At 71.6% G+C, this 19,070-nt stretch carries 18 protein-coding genes; 7 read left to right on the forward strand and 11 right to left on the reverse strand.

All coding sequences use genetic code 11. From position 1 onward, the window contains the following. Positions 1-10 precede the first annotated feature (10 nt). From AC3EO4_RS25120 to AC3EO4_RS25135, 4 genes are all read right to left on the reverse strand, one after another. Entirely contained in the window at positions 11-820 is an 810-nt protein-coding gene (locus AC3EO4_RS25120) for an enoyl-CoA hydratase/isomerase family protein (protein WP_379569019.1), read from the reverse strand. A gap of 179 nt (positions 821-999) precedes the next feature. Continuing rightward, on the reverse strand, positions 1,000-1,215 hold the full coding sequence (locus AC3EO4_RS25125; protein ID WP_020547488.1) for a helix-turn-helix domain-containing protein: 216 nt from the start codon (positions 1,213-1,215) through the stop codon (positions 1,000-1,002). A 113-nt stretch (positions 1,216-1,328) separates the two neighbouring features. Beyond that, positions 1,329-2,927, reverse strand: a complete 1,599-nt coding sequence (locus tag AC3EO4_RS25130) for an ABC-F family ATP-binding cassette domain-containing protein (protein WP_379569021.1) — start codon at positions 2,925-2,927, stop codon at positions 1,329-1,331. A 256-nt stretch (positions 2,928-3,183) separates the two neighbouring features. Beyond that, a complete protein-coding gene (locus AC3EO4_RS25135; RefSeq protein ID WP_379569023.1) occupies positions 3,184-4,689 on the reverse strand; it encodes a golvesin C-terminal-like domain-containing protein in 1,506 nt (501 codons plus the stop codon). Positions 4,690-4,952: 263 nt separating this feature from the next. On the opposite strand from AC3EO4_RS25135, the gene AC3EO4_RS25140 reads away from it, so the two are divergent. After that, complete coding sequence (locus tag AC3EO4_RS25140) at positions 4,953-6,848, forward strand: family 10 glycosylhydrolase (RefSeq protein WP_431898140.1); 1,896 nt, start codon at positions 4,953-4,955, stop codon at positions 6,846-6,848. Between the two features lie 246 nt (positions 6,849-7,094). Here AC3EO4_RS25140 and AC3EO4_RS25145 read toward each other — a convergent pair whose 3' ends face one another. After that, positions 7,095-7,706 carry an acVLRF1 family peptidyl-tRNA hydrolase gene (locus AC3EO4_RS25145; protein ID WP_488186355.1) on the reverse strand — a complete coding sequence of 204 codons (612 nt, stop codon included), beginning with the start codon at positions 7,704-7,706 and terminating at the stop codon, positions 7,095-7,097. Between the two features lie 134 nt (positions 7,707-7,840). Between AC3EO4_RS25145 and AC3EO4_RS25150 the strand changes: the two genes are divergently transcribed. The 5 genes from AC3EO4_RS25150 (at position 7,841) to AC3EO4_RS25170 (ending at position 13,690) form a co-directional block, all read left to right on the forward strand. Continuing rightward, positions 7,841-8,638: a PIG-L deacetylase family protein gene (locus tag AC3EO4_RS25150; RefSeq protein ID WP_431898143.1), complete on the forward strand. Its 798-nt coding sequence runs from the start codon at positions 7,841-7,843 to the stop codon at positions 8,636-8,638. A 379-nt stretch (positions 8,639-9,017) separates the two neighbouring features. Continuing rightward, positions 9,018-10,565, forward strand: coding sequence for a nitrilase-related carbon-nitrogen hydrolase (locus tag AC3EO4_RS25155; protein WP_431898145.1), 1,548 nt, complete (start codon positions 9,018-9,020; stop codon positions 10,563-10,565). Then, on the forward strand, positions 10,543-11,670 hold the full coding sequence (locus AC3EO4_RS25160; protein WP_431898147.1) for a sensor histidine kinase: 1,128 nt from the start codon (positions 10,543-10,545) through the stop codon (positions 11,668-11,670). Before AC3EO4_RS25155 ends, AC3EO4_RS25160 begins: the two co-directional genes overlap by 23 nt. 7 nt (positions 11,671-11,677) lie before the next feature. After that, complete coding sequence (locus AC3EO4_RS25165; protein ID WP_431898149.1) at positions 11,678-12,376, forward strand: response regulator; 699 nt, start codon at positions 11,678-11,680, stop codon at positions 12,374-12,376. A 315-nt stretch (positions 12,377-12,691) separates the two neighbouring features. Continuing rightward, positions 12,692-13,690, forward strand: a complete 999-nt coding sequence (locus AC3EO4_RS25170; RefSeq protein ID WP_379569037.1) for an EAL domain-containing protein — start codon at positions 12,692-12,694, stop codon at positions 13,688-13,690. Here AC3EO4_RS25170 and AC3EO4_RS25175 read toward each other — a convergent pair. Beyond that, positions 13,659-14,042 (reverse strand): nuclear transport factor 2 family protein, encoded by a 384-nt coding sequence (locus tag AC3EO4_RS25175; RefSeq protein ID WP_379569039.1) that lies wholly within the window; start codon positions 14,040-14,042, stop codon positions 13,659-13,661. The two genes, AC3EO4_RS25170 and AC3EO4_RS25175, sit on opposite strands and share 32 nt — an antisense overlap. Beyond that, positions 14,032-14,616, reverse strand: a complete 585-nt coding sequence (locus tag AC3EO4_RS25180) for a TetR/AcrR family transcriptional regulator (RefSeq protein ID WP_431898151.1) — start codon at positions 14,614-14,616, stop codon at positions 14,032-14,034. Before AC3EO4_RS25180 ends, AC3EO4_RS25175 begins: the two co-directional genes overlap by 11 nt. 31 nt (positions 14,617-14,647) lie before the next feature. Here AC3EO4_RS25180 and AC3EO4_RS25185 point away from each other — a divergent pair, with 31 nt between their 5' ends. Beyond that, positions 14,648-15,925 (forward strand): aminotransferase class V-fold PLP-dependent enzyme, encoded by a 1,278-nt coding sequence (locus tag AC3EO4_RS25185; protein ID WP_431898153.1) that lies wholly within the window; start codon positions 14,648-14,650, stop codon positions 15,923-15,925. A gap of 9 nt (positions 15,926-15,934) precedes the next feature. Here the strand turns inward: AC3EO4_RS25185 and AC3EO4_RS25190 are convergent, their stop codons facing one another. From AC3EO4_RS25190 to manA, 4 genes are all read right to left on the reverse strand, one after another. Beyond that, on the reverse strand, positions 15,935-16,591 hold the full coding sequence (locus tag AC3EO4_RS25190) for an ABC transporter ATP-binding protein (protein ID WP_431898154.1): 657 nt from the start codon (positions 16,589-16,591) through the stop codon (positions 15,935-15,937). A gap of 162 nt (positions 16,592-16,753) precedes the next feature. Beyond that, positions 16,754-17,599, reverse strand: a complete 846-nt coding sequence (hisG, locus tag AC3EO4_RS25195) for an ATP phosphoribosyltransferase (protein ID WP_379569047.1) — start codon at positions 17,597-17,599, stop codon at positions 16,754-16,756. Between the two features lie 14 nt (positions 17,600-17,613). Beyond that, positions 17,614-17,877: a phosphoribosyl-ATP diphosphatase gene (locus AC3EO4_RS25200; RefSeq protein WP_358139153.1), complete on the reverse strand. Its 264-nt coding sequence runs from the start codon at positions 17,875-17,877 to the stop codon at positions 17,614-17,616. Between the two features lie 38 nt (positions 17,878-17,915). Further along, positions 17,916-19,028, reverse strand: coding sequence for a mannose-6-phosphate isomerase, class I (manA, locus tag AC3EO4_RS25205; protein ID WP_431898156.1), 1,113 nt, complete (start codon positions 19,026-19,028; stop codon positions 17,916-17,918). Positions 19,029-19,070: the final 42 nt, after the last annotated feature.

The following is a 19,070-nucleotide window of genomic DNA, read 5'->3' on the forward strand; positions in this document are numbered from 1 at the left end:
GATTCCCTCATCAGCTTCCGGCGAACAGCGCCTTGATCCTGGCCTTCTGCTCGATCCGCTCGGCCGCGGCCTGCTCCTCCAGGGTGCGCCCCCTCGCGCCCTGGAGCAGCCGCTTGGTGGCTGTCGCCGCGTCGCGGTCGGTCGAAAGCAGCTCGGCTGCCTTCTCCTGTACGGCCTGCGCCAGCCCTCCCCGGCTGACGACGCGTTCGGCCAGTCCGATCCTGAACGCCTCCTCGGCGCCCACGACCCTGGCCGTGAGACAGATGTCGATCGCCTTGGCCGTGCCGACCAGGTCGACGAGGGGCTTGGTCCCCGTCAGGTCGGGCACGAGGCCGAGGGCGGGTTCCTTCATGCAGAACTTGACGTCGTCGGCCACGATCCGCAGGTCACAGGCGAGCGCCAGTTGGAATCCGGCGCCGATGGCGTGACCGTGAACCGCGGCGATGGAGACGATCTCCGGACGACGCAGCCACAGGAATCCCTGCTGGGCCTGTTCGATTCGCTGCTCGAAAGACTTCTCGTCGAGTTGTGCCGCCGAGCTGAACGAGCCCTGTCCTGGCACCCCCTCGGGTGTGAACATCCGCAGGTCGATTCCTGCTGAGAAGGACGGTCCCTCACCTTGGATCACGACGATACGAACCTGCTCAGGCAGGTCGTCACCGATCCGAGCCAGAGCCGACCAGGTCGCGAACGTCTGTGCGTTCCGCTTGTCCGGCCGATCCAGCGTGATCGTCGCGATCTCACCGTCCACCTCGTAGCGCAGTCCGGCCTCCTCGAAGGAGACGCTGTCCGCACTCCCCCCAAGCGTCGCTTCCGCCATCGCTCACTCCCGCGTGGTCACGGGTCGCTTCCCCGCCTGTCGGGTCGGGTTCGCTCCCTCGCTGGTCCGTCGCGCCCGAGCCTAACCGATTCCCTAGAACGGGGTTCTAGTAGGGCTCGGGCGCGACGGCACGCTGACTGGGAGACGAGCGGCTGCGGTCGCGCGTTTCCGAGGCGGCCTCAGCGCTTGGACTTGCCTCGGGTGGCCCCGCCGCGCCCGCGCAGAGTCACACCGGACTCGCTGAGGATGCGGTGGATGAACCCGTACGACCGGCCGGTCGAAGCGGCCAGGGCGCGGATGCTCTCACCCGCGGCGTAGCGCTTCTTGAGATCGCCGGCCAGTTTCTCACGGTCGGCCCCGGTTACCCGGGTGCCTTTCTTCAGAGTCTCGGCCACGAGTACCTCCTGTAGTGCCAGACTTCCGCAGCGTTACTCCGCCATGATCAGTCATTTCAGCGGGATCGGCTACCTACTCCAGGGGAAAAGATCCCTACCCGCTCAAATTAAGATCAGGCAAGTGCCACAAGATCGGAAAATTCAGCGCTCCAAGCGTCTTCAGTTCCGTCAGGTAGCAAGATCACCCTATCGGGTTGCAGCGCCTCAACCGCACCCTCGTCGTGCGTAACCAGCACGATCGCCCCAGAATAGGACCTAAGGGCCGAAAGTACCTGCTCTCTACTGACGGGATCAAGGTTGTTGGTGGGCTCGTCGAGGAGGAGGACGTTGGCACTCGACAGCACCAGGATCGCCAGGGCCAGCCGGGTCTTCTCGCCGCCCGACAGCACGCCGGCGGGCTTGTCGACGTCGTCACCGGTGAACAGGAACGAGCCCAGCACCTTGCGCAGTTCGGTGTCGGTGAACGTGCCGCCCGCCGACCGCATGTTCTCCAGCAGCGTGCGCTCGGACTCCAGGGTCTCGTGCTCCTGGGCGTAGTAGCCGACCTTGAGGCCGTGACCTGGCTTGATCTCGCCGGTGTCGGGCTCTTCGATGCCGCCGAGCAGCCGCAGCAGCGTGGTCTTGCCCGCGCCGTTCAGCCCGAGGATGACGACCCTGCTGCCCCTGTCGACGGCCATGCTGACGTCGGTGAAGATCTCCAGCGAGCCGTAGGACTTGGACAGTTCCTCGGCCATCAGCGGCGTCTTGCCGCACGGCAGCGGGTCGGGGAAGCGCAGCTTGGCGACCTTGTCGCCCTTGCGCACCTCCTCGGTGCCCGACAGCAGCCGGTTGGCGCGGCGCATCATGTCCTGGGCGGCCTTGGCCTTGGTGGCCTTGGCGCGCATCTTGTCGGCCTGCGCCAGCAGTGCGCCTGCCTGCTTCTCGGCGTTGGCGCGCTCGCGCTTGCGGCGCTTCTCGTCGGTCTCGCGCTGGGCGAGATAGGCCTTCCAGCCGACGTTGTAGATGTCGATCATGCTGCGGTTGGCGTCGAGGTGGAGGACCTTGTTGACCGTCGCTTCAAGTAGACCAACATCGTGGCTGATGATCACCAAGCCACCCTGATGGGAGCGCAAAAAATCACGAAGCCACCCAATTGAGTCGGCATCGAGGTGGTTTGTCGGCTCGTCCAGAAGGAGAGTTTCCGCACCACTGAAGAGAATTCGCGCCAGTTCCACCCTTCTGCGCTGTCCACCTGACAGGGTCTCCAGCGGCTGCTTGAGCACCCGGTCGGGCAGCCCGAGACTGGAGGCGATGGAGGCCGCCTCGGACTCGGCCGCGTAGCCGCCGAGGACGTGCATCTGGTCCTCGAGTTTTCCGTAGCGCTTGACCGCCTTGTCGCGGACCCTCGGGTCGTCGCTCGTCATGCCGAGCTCGGCGTCGCGCAGCTTGCGCAGCACCTCGTCGAGGCCCCGCGCCGACAGGATGCGGTCGCGGGCCAGCACCTGCAGGTCGCCCTGGCGGGGGTCCTGCGGCAGGTAGCCGACGCTGCCCGCGGAGGTCACCGACCCCGCGGCGGGAAGGCCCTCGCCCGCGAGGACCCTGGTCAGGGTGGTCTTGCCCGCGCCGTTGCGGCCGACAAGGCCGATCTTGTCACCGGGGTTGACCCGGAACGTCGCGTTCTCGATGAGCAGGCGCGAGCCCGCGCGCAGCTCGATGTCACTGGCGATGATCATGGTTTGGAGGACACTCCCGGGCTAGGAAAGTCGGTCATGGCGGCATGGGGGCCGGTCAATCGGGAGTGTGCATGGGGATCAGTGTACGGGCAGGGGCACGCCTCCTCCTCTGGTTAACGGACGAGGCCACGCGGGGCTTCCCGTCCCCGCCAGGGAAAACGGAAGCACGGCCCGCGAGACTCCACGGGCCGTGCCGTTCCTGGATCGTGAACTGTTCGCGCCGGTCCTCGCGGGCCGAGCCCGGGCCGGACGCCGGTTACAGGCGGGTGATGCGGACCGCGTCGGCGATGACGTAGCCGGTGCCCGAGGTCCAGCGGCTGACGCCCACGACGTCGCGGTCGCCGGAGTTGAGGGTGAAGGTGCCGATGTTGCGCCAGCCACCGCCACCGGCCCGCTGGTCGACGTACACCGTCTGGTTGCCGCTCGAGGTGGCGACGATGTAGGGGGCCGAACTGTTGTAGCCGGGGTCGGAGGGGTACCAGACCTCGACCCGGTAGCTGCCCGTGCTGGGCAGGTTCGCCCGGTACCAGGCCGGGTCGCTGGCGGCCACGGGGTTGGCGAATCGGTAGTCGGCCCCGTAGCGCTGGGCGGAGTAGGCAGAGGTGCCCCAGTTGCCGCTGGCGGTGAACGCGCCGGTGTTGTCGACCGTGGTGGACCACGAGCCGCCGCCACCGCCGGTCACGTACGACATGTAGGTGTTCCAGTTCCAGTACGAGCCCGGGTCGGTGTGCGTGGCGCCGGGAACCTCGTTGTGACCGATGATGTGGGCGCGGTCCTTGGGGATGCCGTACTTGTCGCAGATGTTGCGGGTCAGCGCGGCGGACGCGCGGTACATGGCGTCGGTGAACCAGGAGGCGTCGTTGACGAAGCCCTCGTGCTCGATGCCGACGGAGCGGGTGTTGTAGCTCCAGTTGCCGGCGTGCCAGGCGACGTCCTTCTCGCGGACCATCTGGGTGATGGCGCCGTCGGAGGAGCGGACCACGTAGTGCGCGGAGACCTGGGCGCTCGGGTTCTGGAACCAGGAGATGGTTCCCGCGTAGGAGCCCTGGGTCACGTGGATGACCACCCGGTCGATGGCGTAGCTCGAAGGACGGCTCGACGCGGTGTAGTTGCTCGAGCTGGCGGCGACCCAGCTGGCGTTCGGGTAGTCGGGGCTGGCGGCGGCCAGGGTGTTGGCGTCCTTGGCGTTCAGGTCCCTGGCTCCCGCGTACTCTCCCCGCTCGGCGGTGATCTCGCGGGGGGCCACCCGCAGGCCCTTGGCCTTGAAGCCGAGGCCAAGGGCCTCGTAGACGGCGTCGGCGTACAGGCGGGCGAGCTCGGGCGAGGGGGCGTTGCCGTACTTGGCGACGGCCTCGTACCAGCGGCCCTCCTCCTTCCTCGCGGACTCGTCGAGGCCGAGCCCGTCGGCGAGGGAGCGCAGGACCGCCGCGCCGCCGAGGACGTTGGCCGCGGTGTCGGACCGCAGCTTCTCCGCGGGCAGGCCCGTGAGCTCGGCGGCCTTCTCCAGGGTGTGCGTGGTGGGGTTGCTGACCAGGTGCATCACGCCGTAGCCGCCGCTGGCGCTCGGCTTCCCGTCGTGACCGTCGAGGTGGGTCTCGGCGTAGGCGACGGCGGCCAGCAGGTCGCGGGGGACGTCGTGGGCGGCGGCGGCCTTGTCGAAGGCGGCGCCCAGCGGGGTCGCCCGGTCGGCGACCGCGGGCTGACCGGCGAGGATGAGGAGGGCGGAGACGGCTGAGGCGACAAGAGCGGCTAATCGAGACATGAGCGCTCCTCGATCGGGGGGTGTGGCTGCACACTATGGGGCTTCATGACAGATGTCGATAATTGACATTACCGATGCTGTGGATGAAAATTTCCGCCCCGCCTTCAAGTCGATCGCCGCGAAAACTTCGCGCGCCCTCGACGGCCGATTCGCGCGCGGTGGCCGCCGGATGACGGCGACGCGCCACCCGTCGCCGAGATCATCCGGCGGCCCGAGATGAAGAGTATTGCTTTGCTTGGCGTTCTGGATGAAAAATTCCTTCTGTGACCCGATTAGTGGCGCTTCTTGCCCTCGTGCTCACCCTCCTCGTCAACCCCGTCGCCGCCTCCCCCAGCGCCGCAACGGCCTGCGTCCCCGATCCGGCCACGCCCAAGCGGCAGTTCAGGGCCATGTGGATCTCCTCGGTCGCCAACATCGACTGGCCCAGCAGGACAGGACTGTCCGTCTCCGCCCAGCAGGCCGAGTTCCGCTCATGGCTCGACCTCGCCGTGCAGAAGCGCATGAACGCCGTCGTCGTCCAGGTCCGCCCCACCGCCGACGCCTTCTGGCCTTCGCCGTACGAGCCGTGGTCGCAGTGGCTGACCGGCACCCAGGGCGCCAGTCCCGGCTACGACCCGCTCGCGTTCATGGTCGCCGAGGCGCACGCGCGCAACCTGGAGTTCCACGCGTGGTTCAACCCGTACAGGGTGGCCAACCACGACGACCCGAGCCGGCTGGTCGCCACCCACCCCGCCAGGCAGAACCCGGCCTGGCGCTTCGCCTACGGCGGCAAGCTGTACTACAACCCCGGCATCCCCGACGTGCGCGACTTCATCGAGGACGCCATCATGGACGCCGTCACGCGCTACGACGTGGACGGCGTGCACCTCGACGACTACTTCTACCCCTATCCGGTCAGCGGCCAGAGCATCCCCGACGCGGCGACCTTCGCCCAGTACGGCAGCGGCTTCTCCACCATCGCCGACTGGCGGCGCGACAACATCGACCTCCTGGTGCGCGAGCTCGGCCAGCGGATCCACGCCGCCAAGGCCCACGTCGCCTTCGGCATCAGCCCGTTCGGCATCTGGCGCAACTCCTCCACCGACCCGCTCGGCTCGCGGACCTCGGGCCTGCAGTCCTACGACGCCATCTACGCCGACAGCCGCCGCTGGGTGAAGCAGGGCTGGATCGACTACCTGACGCCGCAGCTCTACTGGCACATCGGCTTCGCCGCGGCCGACTACGCGGTGCTCACCGCCTGGTGGTCGGACGTCGTGAGAGGCACGAACGTGCAGCTCTACGCGGGCCAGGCCGCCTACAGGGCGGGCGCGTCCGGCCAGGACGCCGCCTGGCAGGACCCGGCCGAGCTCAGCGACCACCTGCTCGACAACCGCAAGCATCCCGAGGTGCTGGGCGACGTCTACTTCAGCGCCAAGGACGTGCGCGCCGACCGGATCGGCGCCTTCTCCAAGGTCGTGGCCGACCACTACCGCAAACCGGCGCTCATCCCCCCACGCGGTACGGCCGCCGCGCCGCCCGCACCCACCAACGTCACGACGGCGCAGGTGCCGGGAGGGGTGAAGGTGTCGTGGCAGGGCAGCGCCGCCTCCTACGCCGTCTACCGCGGCGACCCCGCCGACCCGTGCCTGCTCACCGATGCCCGCAACCTGATCGGCACCACCAGGAGCACCTCCTTCACCGACACCTCGCCCGGGCCCGGCGGATACCACGTGACCGCGCTCGGCAGGACCCACCAGGAGAGCGGCGGCGGCACGGGCGGCACGTTCAGCGTGGTCGTCGACGGCCCCGAGGCCGGGGCGGCGTGGGGGTCATCGACCTACTCCGCGCAGCGCTACGGCGCCGACTACCGGTTCGCCGACCCCGTCGCGGCCAGCGATCCCGCCTGGTTCAGGACGACCGTTCCCAGCGCGGGGAGTTACCGGGTGGAGGTCTGGTATCCGGCCAATGCCGGGTATAACAGCGCGACGCCGCACATCGTGGCGGCGGCGGGCGGGAACCAGACCGTGACCGTCGACCAGCGGACCGGTGGCGGGCAGTGGCGCTCGCTCGGCACGTTCACGCTGAACGCGGGCACGTACAACGTGGTGGGGGTGAGCCGCTGGACCTCCGCCACCGGCTACGTCATCGCCGACGCCGTCCGCGTCACGGCGAGCGGATGAGCCCCTGGGCCGGGCCGCGGCGCCGCGACCCGGCCCCTCGTCCGAGATCCCGTACGAAGGATTCCGGCACCCGGAGGGCCCGCACGAGGCGTTCCGACGTCAGGAGGGCCCGCACGAGAGGTTCCGACGTCAGGAGAGCCCGCACGAGAGGTCTCCGCGCCGGGCTCCCCCACGCGGGGCTTCTGTTCGAGGGGCTTCTGTTCGAGGGGCTTCTGTTCGAGGGGTTCCCGCACGACGGGATGGACGTCACCCGGGGTCCGTGACGTGGATCCGGACGGCGCGGAAGGACGCCGGGGTGTCGCGCAGGACAGCCAGCTTGGGGTCGGGCACGGTCAGGAACGGCTCGGCCTCCAACGCGAACAGGGGCGCCAGCCGCCGGTCCTCCCGCAGCGCGTCGACCGCTTTCCTGTCGCCGCCGAACACCACCGCCGCCATCTGCTCCAGGTGCGGCGACAGCACCCGCAGCGCGGTGTCGGCGGCGGCCTGGTGGGTCTGGCCCGCCTGGTTCTGCCTGCGCCTGGCGAACCGCTGCTGCGACCAGCCCCCCGCGGCCGTGCGGCCCTGCACGTAGCGGGAGTCGACCTTGGAGGCGAGCAGTTCCGTGCCGTGGAAGACGCCTGCCGCGTAGCCGCCCAGCCGGACGAGCACCACCCCGACGAGCCGGTCGGCGCGGGCGTGCGCGACGAGGTTGGTCACCCGCGGCGGGCCCTGCGGCAGCGGAGGGAAGGGCGCGTGGCACTCGGCGACCGCCCCGTCGGCGGCCACGAGCCGTACGACGTGGGTGTCGCCGGTCGCCTCGAACGGGCCGTGCCGGTCGGCGAACCCGTCGATCCACCGCTGGACGCGTTCGGGGGGCACCGACACCCACCGTCCCCCGCCTTTCGCCGGCCGCGCTCTCACCCTGGCAGCGTACCGGTGCCCGGGCGGCCGACGACGGCGCCTGGAGATCATCCAGACGCTACTCTGGCTGCCTTCGAGCTCCCGGGGGACATATGGCTATCGTTGTGGCATTCCACGCCCATCCCGACGACGAGGCCCTCCTGACCGGCGGCACGCTGGCCCGTGCCACCGCGGAAGGTCACCGCGTGGTGATCGTCGTCGCCACCGACCACATGGGCGCCGGGGACGACGCCTCCACCCGGCTGGACGAGCTCCGCGCGAGCGCCGTCGTCCTCGGCGTCCACAGGGTCGTCCACCTGGGTTACGCCGACAGCGGTCACGGCGCGATCCTCTACCCCGATCCGCCCGGCCGTGCCCGCTTCTGCAGGGCCGATCCCGCCGAGGCCGCCGACCGGCTCGCCGCCGTCCTCACCGAGGAGCGGGCCGACGTGCTCATCAGCTACGACGCCAACGGCGGGTACGGCCACCGCGACCACGTCAGGGTCCACGAGGTAGGCAAGCTCGCCGCCGCCAAGGCGGGGGTGCCCCGCCTGCTGGAGGCCACGCTCCCTCGCGACATCGTCGCCCGGCTGATGACCGTGGCGCGGGTCCTGCGGCTGCCGCTGCGTTACGACCCGGACGAGCTCAGCCGCGCCTACAGCCCTCGCCAGGCCATCACCCACCGCATCGACGTGCGGCGCTACGCCAGGCAGAAGCAGACCGCGATCGCCGCCCACCGCTCGGAGGTGATGGGCCGCGGCAGGCTGGCGCCCGTCATGCGGATCCTCGTCCGGCTTCCCCTGCCCGTCTTCGGGTGGATTCTCGGCAGGGAGTGGTACGCCGAACCAGCGGCTGGAGCGGGAGGTCACCCGCTCCTCGACGACCTCTTCACCCCGGCCGAGACCCGCTGACCGTCCCGGCGGCCGCCCTCGACCCCCCGCTTCGGCGTGACGGTGACGACCGGCTCACCCCGCCCGCGTCCTCCGGCTCCTGCCACACCCGCGCCCTCCGGCTCACCCCGCCCGCGTCCTCCGGCTCCTGCCGCGGCCGCGTCCTCCGGCTCTGCCGCGCCCGCGCGCCCACGGCCGGCACCGCCCGCGGGCTCGCCCCGACGTCTTCGACGTGCCGCCGGTACGTGACAGCCCCGTCATCGCCCTGCCGCGGCCGTGGAGGTCAAGGCCGACGCGCTGCCCCGCTCCCGCGCGACCCGCCGTCACTCGCGCGAATGACGATGGAGATCATCCGAGCGCGCGATGTGGCGGGCGGCGGCGACGGCGAACCATGGCAGGCATGAACTCCCCTCTCCTCCCTCGCGGCGGCCGCCGGCGGTCGTTCCTGCTCACCGGGCTGCTCACCGGGCTGTCGGCGGTGCTGCTCGCCTTCGGCACCGGGCTGACCCCGTCGTGGTGGTGCGCGTGGATCGCGGCCCTGCCCGTGCTGGCGGTGGCCGCCAGGTCGCGGGCGCGGACCGCGTTCGCGGCGGGCACGGTGGCCTGGCTCGGCGGCCAGACCTCGATGTGGGGCTACTACGGCGACACCCTGGAGCTCCCCCCGCCGCTGGTGGCCACACTGATCGTCGGGACGTCGGTGCTGTTCGGGCTGGCGCTCGCCGCCTTCGCCGCGATCGCGGGGCAGGCCAGGCCCGTCCTGGCGACGCTGGCGTTCTGCTCGTCCTGGGTCGCGGTCGAGTTCGCCGTCTCGCTCACGATGCCGCACGGCGCGTGGTGGAGCATGGCCTACTCCCAGGCCGACGCCCTGCCGGTGCTGCAGATCGTCTCGCTGACGGGCCCGTGGGGCGTCACCTTCCTGCTGCTGGGGACGCAGGCGGCACTGGCCGTACTGCCGTCGGCGGGCCGCAGGGCTCCGCTGGCCGCGGGCGCCGCGGCGGTCCTCGCGCTCGTGCTCGGCTACGGCGTCGTACGGCTGGCCGGCCCGGCCGGCGCGGCGACCGGCGGCCTCGGCACCCGGGTGGCGCTGCTGGCCACCGACGAGCCCAACGACACGGTCCCTGTGGCCGGCCGTGCGGGCCGGAAGCTGCTCGCGCGCTACCTGGCCGAGCTCGCGAAGCTGGAGGCTGACGTCGTCGTGCTGCCCGAGAACACCTTGGCGGCCGACCGCGCCACGCTGCCCCTGCTGGCGGGCCCGCTGTCGAAGCTGGCCGCCGAGCGGCACACCACCATCCTGCTCGGGCTGACTCTCGTGGACGGCGAGCAGCGCCGCAACAGCGCGCTCGCCTTCCCCGCCGACGGCTCCCGCCCGGTCCGCTACGACAAGCGCCACCTCATCCCTGGGGTCGAGGCGGACTACACGCCGGGCAGGGCCGACGCGGTGGCGTTCATGCCGGGCTCTGGCGGCCGGTGGGCGATCGCCATCTGCAAGGACCTGGACTTCCCCTGGCTGGTGCGCGACTACCGGCGCAGGGGCGCCTCCGCCGTCTTCGCCCCCGCCTGGGACTTCCAGGGAGACGAGTGGATCCACGGCAGGATGGCCCTGGTGCGCGGCGTGGAGAGCGGCATGACGGTGGTGCGCGCGCCCAGGGCGGGGATCCTGCTGGCCGGCGACGCCTACGGCCGGGTGCTGGCGCAGGCGCGGACCGGCCCCGGCTTCGCCTCGGCCGTCCTCACGCTTCCCGGGCCGGCGCCGGCCACGCCGTACAGCGTGCTGGGCGACTGGCTAGGCTGGGCCGGCCTCCTGCTCCTGCCGGTCACCCTGCTCGCCGGTCTGCGGGGCTCCAGGGGCGGCGGAGGGGGTGCGGGTGGTTCGGGCCAGGCGGTGGGCTCCTTCGACGGAGGGCGTGCGGGCCTCCACCTCGCGCGTGATCGTGCGCCTCGCCCGTAGGGCCGCCGCCGCCACGTCCCTCCTGCCCGCCCGCGTGGTCGACGCGGTGCTGGCCGCCGCCGTCACCGTGGCGACCGTGGCACCCACGCTGTTCCCCCGGCCCGCGGAGTGGTGGGTGGTGGCGCTCGCGGCGGCCGCCTCCGTGCCGGTGCTGTGGCGGCGGCGGGCCCCCGTGCCGGTCTCCCTCGTGACCGGGCTCGCCATGACCGCGATGGTGCTGTGGGAGAAGCCGTTCCTTCCGTGGGGGCCGCTGCTGGGCGTGTACACCATCGCGGAGCTGAGCGGCACCGCCGTCCGGCTGCTCGCCGTACCGGTCATCGGGGCCGCCGTCTACGTCTCGCTGGCCCTGCCACGGGAGGACAGCGAGGTCTACCGGATGGTCGGCACCGCCTTCGTGGCCGCCTACGCCCTGGGCACCGGCGCGCGGGCTCGGGCGGCCGGGCTCGCCGAGCGGGCCGAGCGCGGCAGGAGGCTGGAGCAGGAGCGCCAGGCCGCCGCCGCGCACGAGCGCACCCGCATCGCCCGCGACGTGCACGACATCGTGACCCACTCGGTCGGGCTGATGGTGGTGCAGGCCGAGGCGGGATCGGCGGTGCTTGGCTCGGACCCCCGGCGGGCGCAGTCGGCCTTCGACGCGGTCGCCGACACGGGCAGAGCGGCTTTGGTCCAGCTCCGCGGCCTGCTGAACACCCTCCGGCAGGACGCGGAACGGCCCGGCACACCCCGCCCCGGCCTCGACACCCTGCCCGACCTGGTCGAGCGGACCCGCCGGGCGGGCGTGGCGGTGACCCTGGAGGCCGAAGGCGCTCCTCTCGAGGTCTCCCAGGAGACGGCCGTGGCCGCGTACCGGATCGTGCAGGAGGCGCTGACGAACGTCGTCAGGCACTCCGGGGCGCGTACCGCCCGCGTCACGCTCGGCTGGACGTCGGCGCGCCTGCTCATCGTCGTCGCCGACGACGGCAGGGGCGCGGGACCTGGCGAGCCGGGCGGCCACGGGCTGGCGGGGATGCGCGAACGCGTCGCCGCCCGCGGCGGGAGCCTGCGCGCCGGCGCGGCCCCCGACGGGACAGGATTCGTCGTGCAGGCCGAGCTTCCCATCGACTAGGGGTTCCGTGATCCGCGTACTCATCGCCGACGACCAGGACCTGTTCCGGGCGGGCTTCGCCATGATCCTGGGGGTGCAGCCCGACATCACCGTGGTCGGCGAGGCCGCCGACGGGGCCTCGGCCGTGGAGGCGGCCGGCCGCCTCCAGCCGGACGTGGTGCTCATGGACGTCCAGATGCCGGGCATGGACGGCCTGGAGGCCACCGCCCGCATCTGCGCCACCACCGGGGCAAGGGTCCTCGTGCTGACCATGTTCGACCTGGACGACTACGTCTACGACGCGCTGCGCGCCGGAGCGAGCGGCTTCCTGCTCAAGGACATCCGCCGTCAGGAACTGGCCGAGGCCGTACGGGTCGTGGCGGCGGGCGAGGCCCTGCTCGCGCCCACCGTGACCAGGCGGTTGGTGGAGACCCTGGTACGCCGCCCGAGCACGGGCGTCACCCCCCGCCTCACGGCCATGCTGGCGCGGCTGACCGACCGCGAGACCCAGACCCTGCGGCTGCTGGCTCGGGGCCTGTCCAACGTGGAGTTGGCCGGCGAGCTGGTCGTCAGCGAGAACACCGCCAAGACCCATGTCAGCCGCGTCCTGACCAAGCTCGACCTTCGCGACCGCGCCCAGGCCGTCGTCTTCGCCTACGAGTCGGGACTCGTCGTCCCCGGCGAAGGCATGGCCGACGGCGGCCAGGAGCACCGGCCCCTCGGATGATCACGCGGCCACGGCGACCGGGCTGACCGTCGCGTCCGCCCCGACGAACCAGCGCGCGGCCGGACCCCGGGGAGGCCGGGGGCTCGGGGAGGCCGGGGGCTCGGGGAGGCCCAGGGAGGCTTCGACCGGCTCCCGGTCGGCAGGGCGCACCCGGGCGGGTTATGGCCTGTGAGCTGGAACTTGTGGCGAAATATCGGTGAATTTCGTGGCTGGATGCTTCTGGGGCTTCTGGTATTCGCCCACAATTTGGACGTGTCTCCCCAGACTCCTCTGCTTCCCCAGTATGACCAGGAAGCTCCTTCCGCCGTCTCCCCTGTGATAGATCTCGAGACCGGCGGTGTCATCGCGTTGCACGTGTCCCCTGACGCCGCCGAACTCGGCTCAGGCACCCTTCCGCTCCTCCTCGATCTCCCCACCCACATGGTCATCGGCGGCTCCGCCGCGCTCTCGCCGCTGCACGAGGCCCTCAGGCGGTCGGGCAGGCGGCCGAGGGAGGTGATCGTCAAGGTGCACGGCCCGTGCGCGGACCAGGACAGGAAAGCGCTGCTCATCGGGCTGGACGGCCTGCGGGCGATCGGCTACCTCATCGGGTTCGGCGGCCTGGGCGTCGGCAGCCTGCCGATGGAGCTGATCATCGAGGCCGCGCCGTACCTGATCGTGCTCGCCCCCGAGCTGGTCGCGCGGGTTCCCGAGGACCACAGGAGAGCGGCCGCGGGCGAGTCGCTCGCCACCCTGGCGCGCGGCATCGGCGCGCACGTCCTCGCCCCCGGCATCACCGGTGAGGCGCAGCTCGCCACCGTGCGCAGCTGGGGGGTACGGCTGGCCGAGGGGCCGCTGCTGCGGCCGGGGCCCGACGGCAGGGTGCGGGTGCCGCTGCCGGTGCGCAAGCCGTCCCAGGCGGACATGATGCTCGGTCCGCGCGTGCACGAGCTGCTGCTGCCCGCGGTGTCGCTGCCGGCCGCGGCGACGGCCGAGGAGGTGGTGGAGGCGTTCGGCACCGAGCCCTCGATCACCAGCGTGATCCTGGTCGACGAGTACCAGCGCCCGGAGGGCAGCCTGGACCGCAGCAGGTTCCTGCTGTCGATCGCCGGCCGTTACGGCCACGCCCTGCACGGCAAGAAGCCCGCGCTGCGGCTGGCCGACCCGCCCAGGACCGTTCCCAAGACCACGCCCGCCATCGCCGCGATGCAGGTCGCGGGGCGGGACACCGCTCGCGTCTACGACGATCTCGTGGTGACGGACGAGGTGGGCAGGTGCATGGGCGTCGTCAGGGTCAGCGACCTCATGCGAGCGGCCACCGGGCCGTATCGGTGATCTGCGTGAAGTGGGCGATGAGCCCGTCGCGCAGCTTGAGGTCGTGCGCGAAGGCGGCCTCGAAGGCCTGGCCCGTGGCGCGCGAGGTGCCCCGGTAGTGCCCGAGGACGACGACCCTGTCGTCGCCCGCCCACACCTGTTCGTCGGGGACGGGACAGGTGTCGTAGGCGCGGAAGATCACGCTCCAGCAGCCGGCGAGCGCGGCCCGCGGCCCGTGGTGCTCGCCGCCGACGTTCAGCGGCATGCCCTCGCTGACCTTCAGGACCAGGTCGGGGTGGAGGGTGGCGGCAAGCGCGGCGGGGTCGCCGGCGGCGAAGGCCTCGTAGAGGCCGTCCACAGTTTTAGAGGTCACTCTCTAAAACTACCGCCAGCGCCGCCGCCTCCGCCAGCCGTACCGCGGAATCCGGTACGGTCCTGCCCGCGAGCACGTGCCGCCGCACGGCCGCGACGGGCACGTCGACCAGCGCGAACGTGACCCGTTCCAGGGCGTCGTCGCCCGGCAGCCGCCCCGCCAGCTCCCGCAGGGCGGCCGTGGCGTCGACGTTGAGCCTGTCCAGCTCCTCGCCGAGCTCGTCCGGCCAGCGTTCGCGCAGCTCGGCCACGTTGTGCGCGAGCAGCAGGCGGGCCTCGTCCTGGTGCTCGGCCGACCAGCGCACCACGTGCGCGGCCGACGCGCGCACCGCCTCGGCGAGATCGGGGACGCGGGCGGCCGACAGGAAGCCCTCCTGGAAGCGGCGCACGGCCCTGATCCACAGGTGCGCAAGCAGCAGGTCGCGCGAGGCGTACCGGTGGTAGATCGAGCCGCTCGGGGCACCCAGGCGCGCCGCGATCGCGGTGACGGTGACGGCCTCGTGCCCGCCCTCGGCGGCCAGCGCCGCGGCGGCGTCGAGGATCTGGTCGGCTCCGAACTTGGCTGGTCGTCCCACATCGGCACGTTAGCGTGCTAGGAAGGATGTCGTGCTGAACAGGCGGACGTTGCTGCTGGGGGGAGCGGGCGCCACCCTGGCGGGCTGCACGGTGCCCACCGAGGACCCGAAGCCCCCGAGGCTCCAGGAGAACGACTGGGCGTCGGTGCGCGCGCAGTTCACGCTCGATCCCAAGGACGCCAACTTCGCGGCGTTCGTCCTGGCCGCCCATCCCACCCCCGTACGGGCGGCGATCCAGCGGCACAGGGAAGGGCTCGACGGCGACACGGCCGGCTACCTGGAGTCGGACGACCGCGACGCCGCCGTCAGGGCGGCCGCCGAGCGCTACCTCGGCGCCGAGCAGGGCGAGGTCGCGCTCACCGACAGCACGACGATGGGCCTGAGCCTGATCTACTCGGGCTTCCGCCTGCGGCAGGGCCAGGAGGTGCTGACCACCGAGCACGACTTCTACGCCACCCACGAGAACCTCAGGATGCTCGCCGAGCGCACGGGCGCCCGGGTCACACGGGTGCGCCTCTACGACGATCCCGCCAAGGCCTCCGCCGATCGGATCGTCGCCGCGCTCAAGGCGGGGCTCACCCCGCGCACCAGGATCGTCGCCGTGACCTGGGTCCACTCCGGCACGGGGGTCAGGCTGCCGGTCCGCGCGATCGCCGACATGCTCGCCGAGGCCAACCGCGGGCGCGACGACAAGGACAGGGCGCTGCTGTGCGTCGACGGCGTCCACGGCTTCGGCGCGCTCGCCGACTCCGTCACCGACCTCGGCTGCGACTTCCTGGCCTCGGGCGCCCACAAGTGGCTGTTCGGCCCGCGCGGCACCGGCATCGTGTACGGCAGGGCATGGGAGCACGTCGCCCCCATCATCCCGAGCTTCAGCGATCCGGGGTTCAGGGCCTGGTTCGGCAACAGCGCGCCCGCCGGCCCCGGCGGCCTCATCAACACCCCCGGCGGCTACAAGGCCTTCGAGCACCGCTGGGCGATGGCCGAGGCGTTCGCCTTCCAGACCGGCATCGGCAAGGACCGCGTGCAGGAGCGGACGATCGAGCTGGCCACCCGCCTCAAGCAGGGCCTGGCCGCCAATCCGCACGTGCGGCTCATCACGCCGATGGATCCCGCGCTGTCGGCGGGACTGGTGTGCTGCGAGATCGACGGCGTGACGCCGTTCCAGGCGACCGAGCGGCTGCGCGCCCAGCGCGTCCTGACCAGCACCACCCCCTACCTGCAGGTCTACCTGCGCTTCGGCACCTCGATCCTGATCAGCCCCGAGCAGGTCGACCAGGCCGTCAAGGCGGTCGCCGCGCTCACCTAGGCCAGGCGCTCAAGCCGCCCCCGCACAGCCGGCACCGCCCAGCCACACAGCCGGCACCGCCCAGCCACACAGCCGGCGCCGGTCGGCGTTCTCGTCGGCCTCTTCCAGGTAGTGGGTGGCGAACAGCACGGTACGGCCGCCGGCCGCGTAGTCGCGCATCCCGGCCCAGAACCGCAGCCGCGACTCCACGTCCATGGCGGCCGTGGGCTCGTCGAGCAGCAGGATCCTGGGCGCGCCCGCGATGGCGAGGGCGAACCTGACGCGCTGCGTCTGCCCGCCCGACAGCTTGTCGGCGCGCCGTTTCACCAGGTCGGTGAGGTCGGCCAGCTGAAGGATCGCGTCGAGGCCCATGGGATCGGGGTAGAGCCTCCGGACGAGGTCGACCAGCTCCCTGACGGTCAGGTCGGGGATGAGCGTGCCGTCCTGCAGCATCGCGCCGAGGTCGCCCGCGGCCACGGCCGCGTCGGGGGTGCGGCCGAAGACGCCGATCGTGCCCGAGGTGGGGCGCAGCAGGCCGAGCAGCATGTTGATGGAGGTGGACTTGCCGGCGCCGTTGGGGCCGAGCAGGGCGACGGTCGTGCCCTGGGCGATGGTGAGGGACAGGTCGTCGACGGCGAGGACGTCCCCGTAGCCCTTGCTGACCTGGTCGAACTCGATGGCGTTCATGGGCTCAACGCTAGAAGCGCGGCGGAGCCCGGGTTAGTGCCGTCCTTCCGGTGATCGTCGTGACATTTGTCAGACGCCTCGCGGACGGGTGGCCCTCGCCACCGGAGTGGACGGTCCGGCCGGCGATCATCGTCACACGTGATGATGATCGCCGGCCGCCGGCTAGATCCTGCAGGCGTAGATGTCGGTGACCAGGATGGCGCGCGCGCCGATCTCCCAGAGCTGGTCCATCACCTGCTGGTGGCCCTTGCGCGGCACCATGGTGCGGACGGCGACCCAGCCCTCGCGGTGCAGCGGCGAGATCGTGGGGCCCTCCATGCCCGGCGTGATGGCGCTGGCCTGCTCGATCTGCTCGGCGCGGATGTCGTAGTCCATCATCACGTAGTCGCGAGCGTGGATGACGCCCTGGAGGCGGCGCACGAGCTGCCGCATCCCCTGCGTCTCCGCGATGCCCTCGCGCCTGATCAGCACGGCCTCCGAGCGCATGATCGGCTCGCCGAAGACCTCGAGGCCGACGTTGCGCAGGGTGGTGCCGGTCTCGACCACGTCGGCCACGGCGTCGGCGACGCCCAGGCGGATGGCCGTCTCGACCGCGCCGTCGAGCTTGATGACGCGGGCGTCGACGCCGCTCTCGGACAGGTACTTCTCCAGCAGCCCGGCGTAGGAGGTGGCGATGCGCAGGCCGTTGAGGTCCTGCACGGTGGACATGGTGCCTGACCTGGTGGCCAGGCGGAAGGTGGAGCCGCCGAAGCCGAGCGGCAGCACCTCCTCCACCGGCGCTCCCGAGTCGAACAGCATGTCGCGGCCGGTGATCCCGGCGTCGAGCGTGCCCTCGCCGACGTAGACGGCGATGTCGCGCGGACGCAGGAAGAACAGCTCGCAGGAGTTGTCGGCGTCGACGACGACGAGTTCCTTGCTGTCCTTCCTGGTGCGGTATCCGGCTTCCTTCAGCATGGTGGCGGCGGCCTCGTTGAGGGCGCCCTTGTTGGGTACGGCCAGCCGTAGCATCGTGGACGCTCCCTTCAGAGGTACTTGTAGACCTGGTCGAGCCCGATACCGCGGGCGATCATGAGGCACTGCACGTGGTAGAGCAGTTGCGAGATCTCCTCGGCGGCGCGGTCGTCGGACTCGTGCTCGGCGGCCATCCAGCTCTCGGCTGCCTCCTCGACGACCTTTTTGCCGATGGCATGGACGCCGGCGTCCAGCGCGGCCACGGTGCCCGAGCCCGCGGGCCGGGTGCGCGCCTTTTCGGACAGCTCGGCGAACAGCTCATCGAAGGTCTTCATGATCTCTCTCGGTGCTCGGTTGACATGGCGCGTCCAGCCTATCGGCACTCAGGCTCAGCAGCGGGAACGCCCGCCACCCGAGATGGCTGGGCCCAGAAGACGGTGCCGGGTCCGCGCACCTCGAAGGCGCCCTGCGAGCCCGGCACGAACGCCGACTCCCCCGCCCGCAGCGTCCGGCCGTCGACGGTGACCTCCCCCTCGACGCACACGAACACGCGCGGAACGCCGCCCTCCAGTGTGTCGTCGGGCCCCTGCGCGCGGCCGAGCGCGAACTCGGGGACGGGCACCGTGTAGAGCCCGTCCTCGGGCTCGACCCGCAGCGGCTGGGCGGCGAAGTCGGTGATCTGCAGCAGCTCGTCCACGTCGATCGGCTTGGGGGTCAGCCCCGCCCGCAGCACGTTGTCGGAGCCTCCCATGATCTCCACGCCGAACCCGCTCAGGTAGCAGTGGAGCACGCCCGCGCCGAGGAACAGCGCCTCTCCCGGCTTCAGGTCGTGCCTGTTCATCAGCAGCGGCGCGAGGACGGCCGGGTCGTCGGGGTACTGCTCGGCCAGGTGGAGCACGAGGTCGTGGCCGAGCGGCCCGGCCGCCGCCACGACGGACTCGACCAGCGCCTTGCGATCCGGCCACTCCAGCAGCAGCCGCAGCGCGCCCGCGGCCTCGCCCGCCTCCAGCAGGTCGACGACCGGCTGGAGCTCGGGCAGTGCGAGCGCCTGAAGCAGCCGCGCCGCCTCGCCGGGCGCGCGGAAGCCCGCCAGGCCGCTGAACGGCGTCAGCGCGCAGACCAGCTCGGGCTTGGGGTAGGCGTCGACGTAGGCGCCGCGCGCGTGACCCGCCTCGGCCTGCTCGGCCGAGGGGTGCACCTGCAGCGACAGCACCCTGCCGACCGCAATCAGCTTCAGCAGGTACGGCAGGCGCGCGCCGAACCTGGCCACCGTCTGGCCGCCCAGCTCGCCCTCGGGGTCGGCGGCGATCGCCTGGTCGAGGGTGACGCCTCGCCCTGCCAGCAGGGAGGGGCCCGAGGGGTGGGCGCCGAGCCACATCTCCGCCTCGGGCTCCGGCGAGGGAGTCGGGCGCCCTGTCAGAGCGGCGATGGCGGTGCGGGAACCCCAGTCGTAGTGCTTGACGGGGTTGGAAAGCAGCTCAGTCACGAGATCTCCGATTGCGCCAGTGTGCGGCCTCGTCGAGACTAT

This window comes from Nonomuraea sp. bgisy101 (assembly GCF_057708945.1).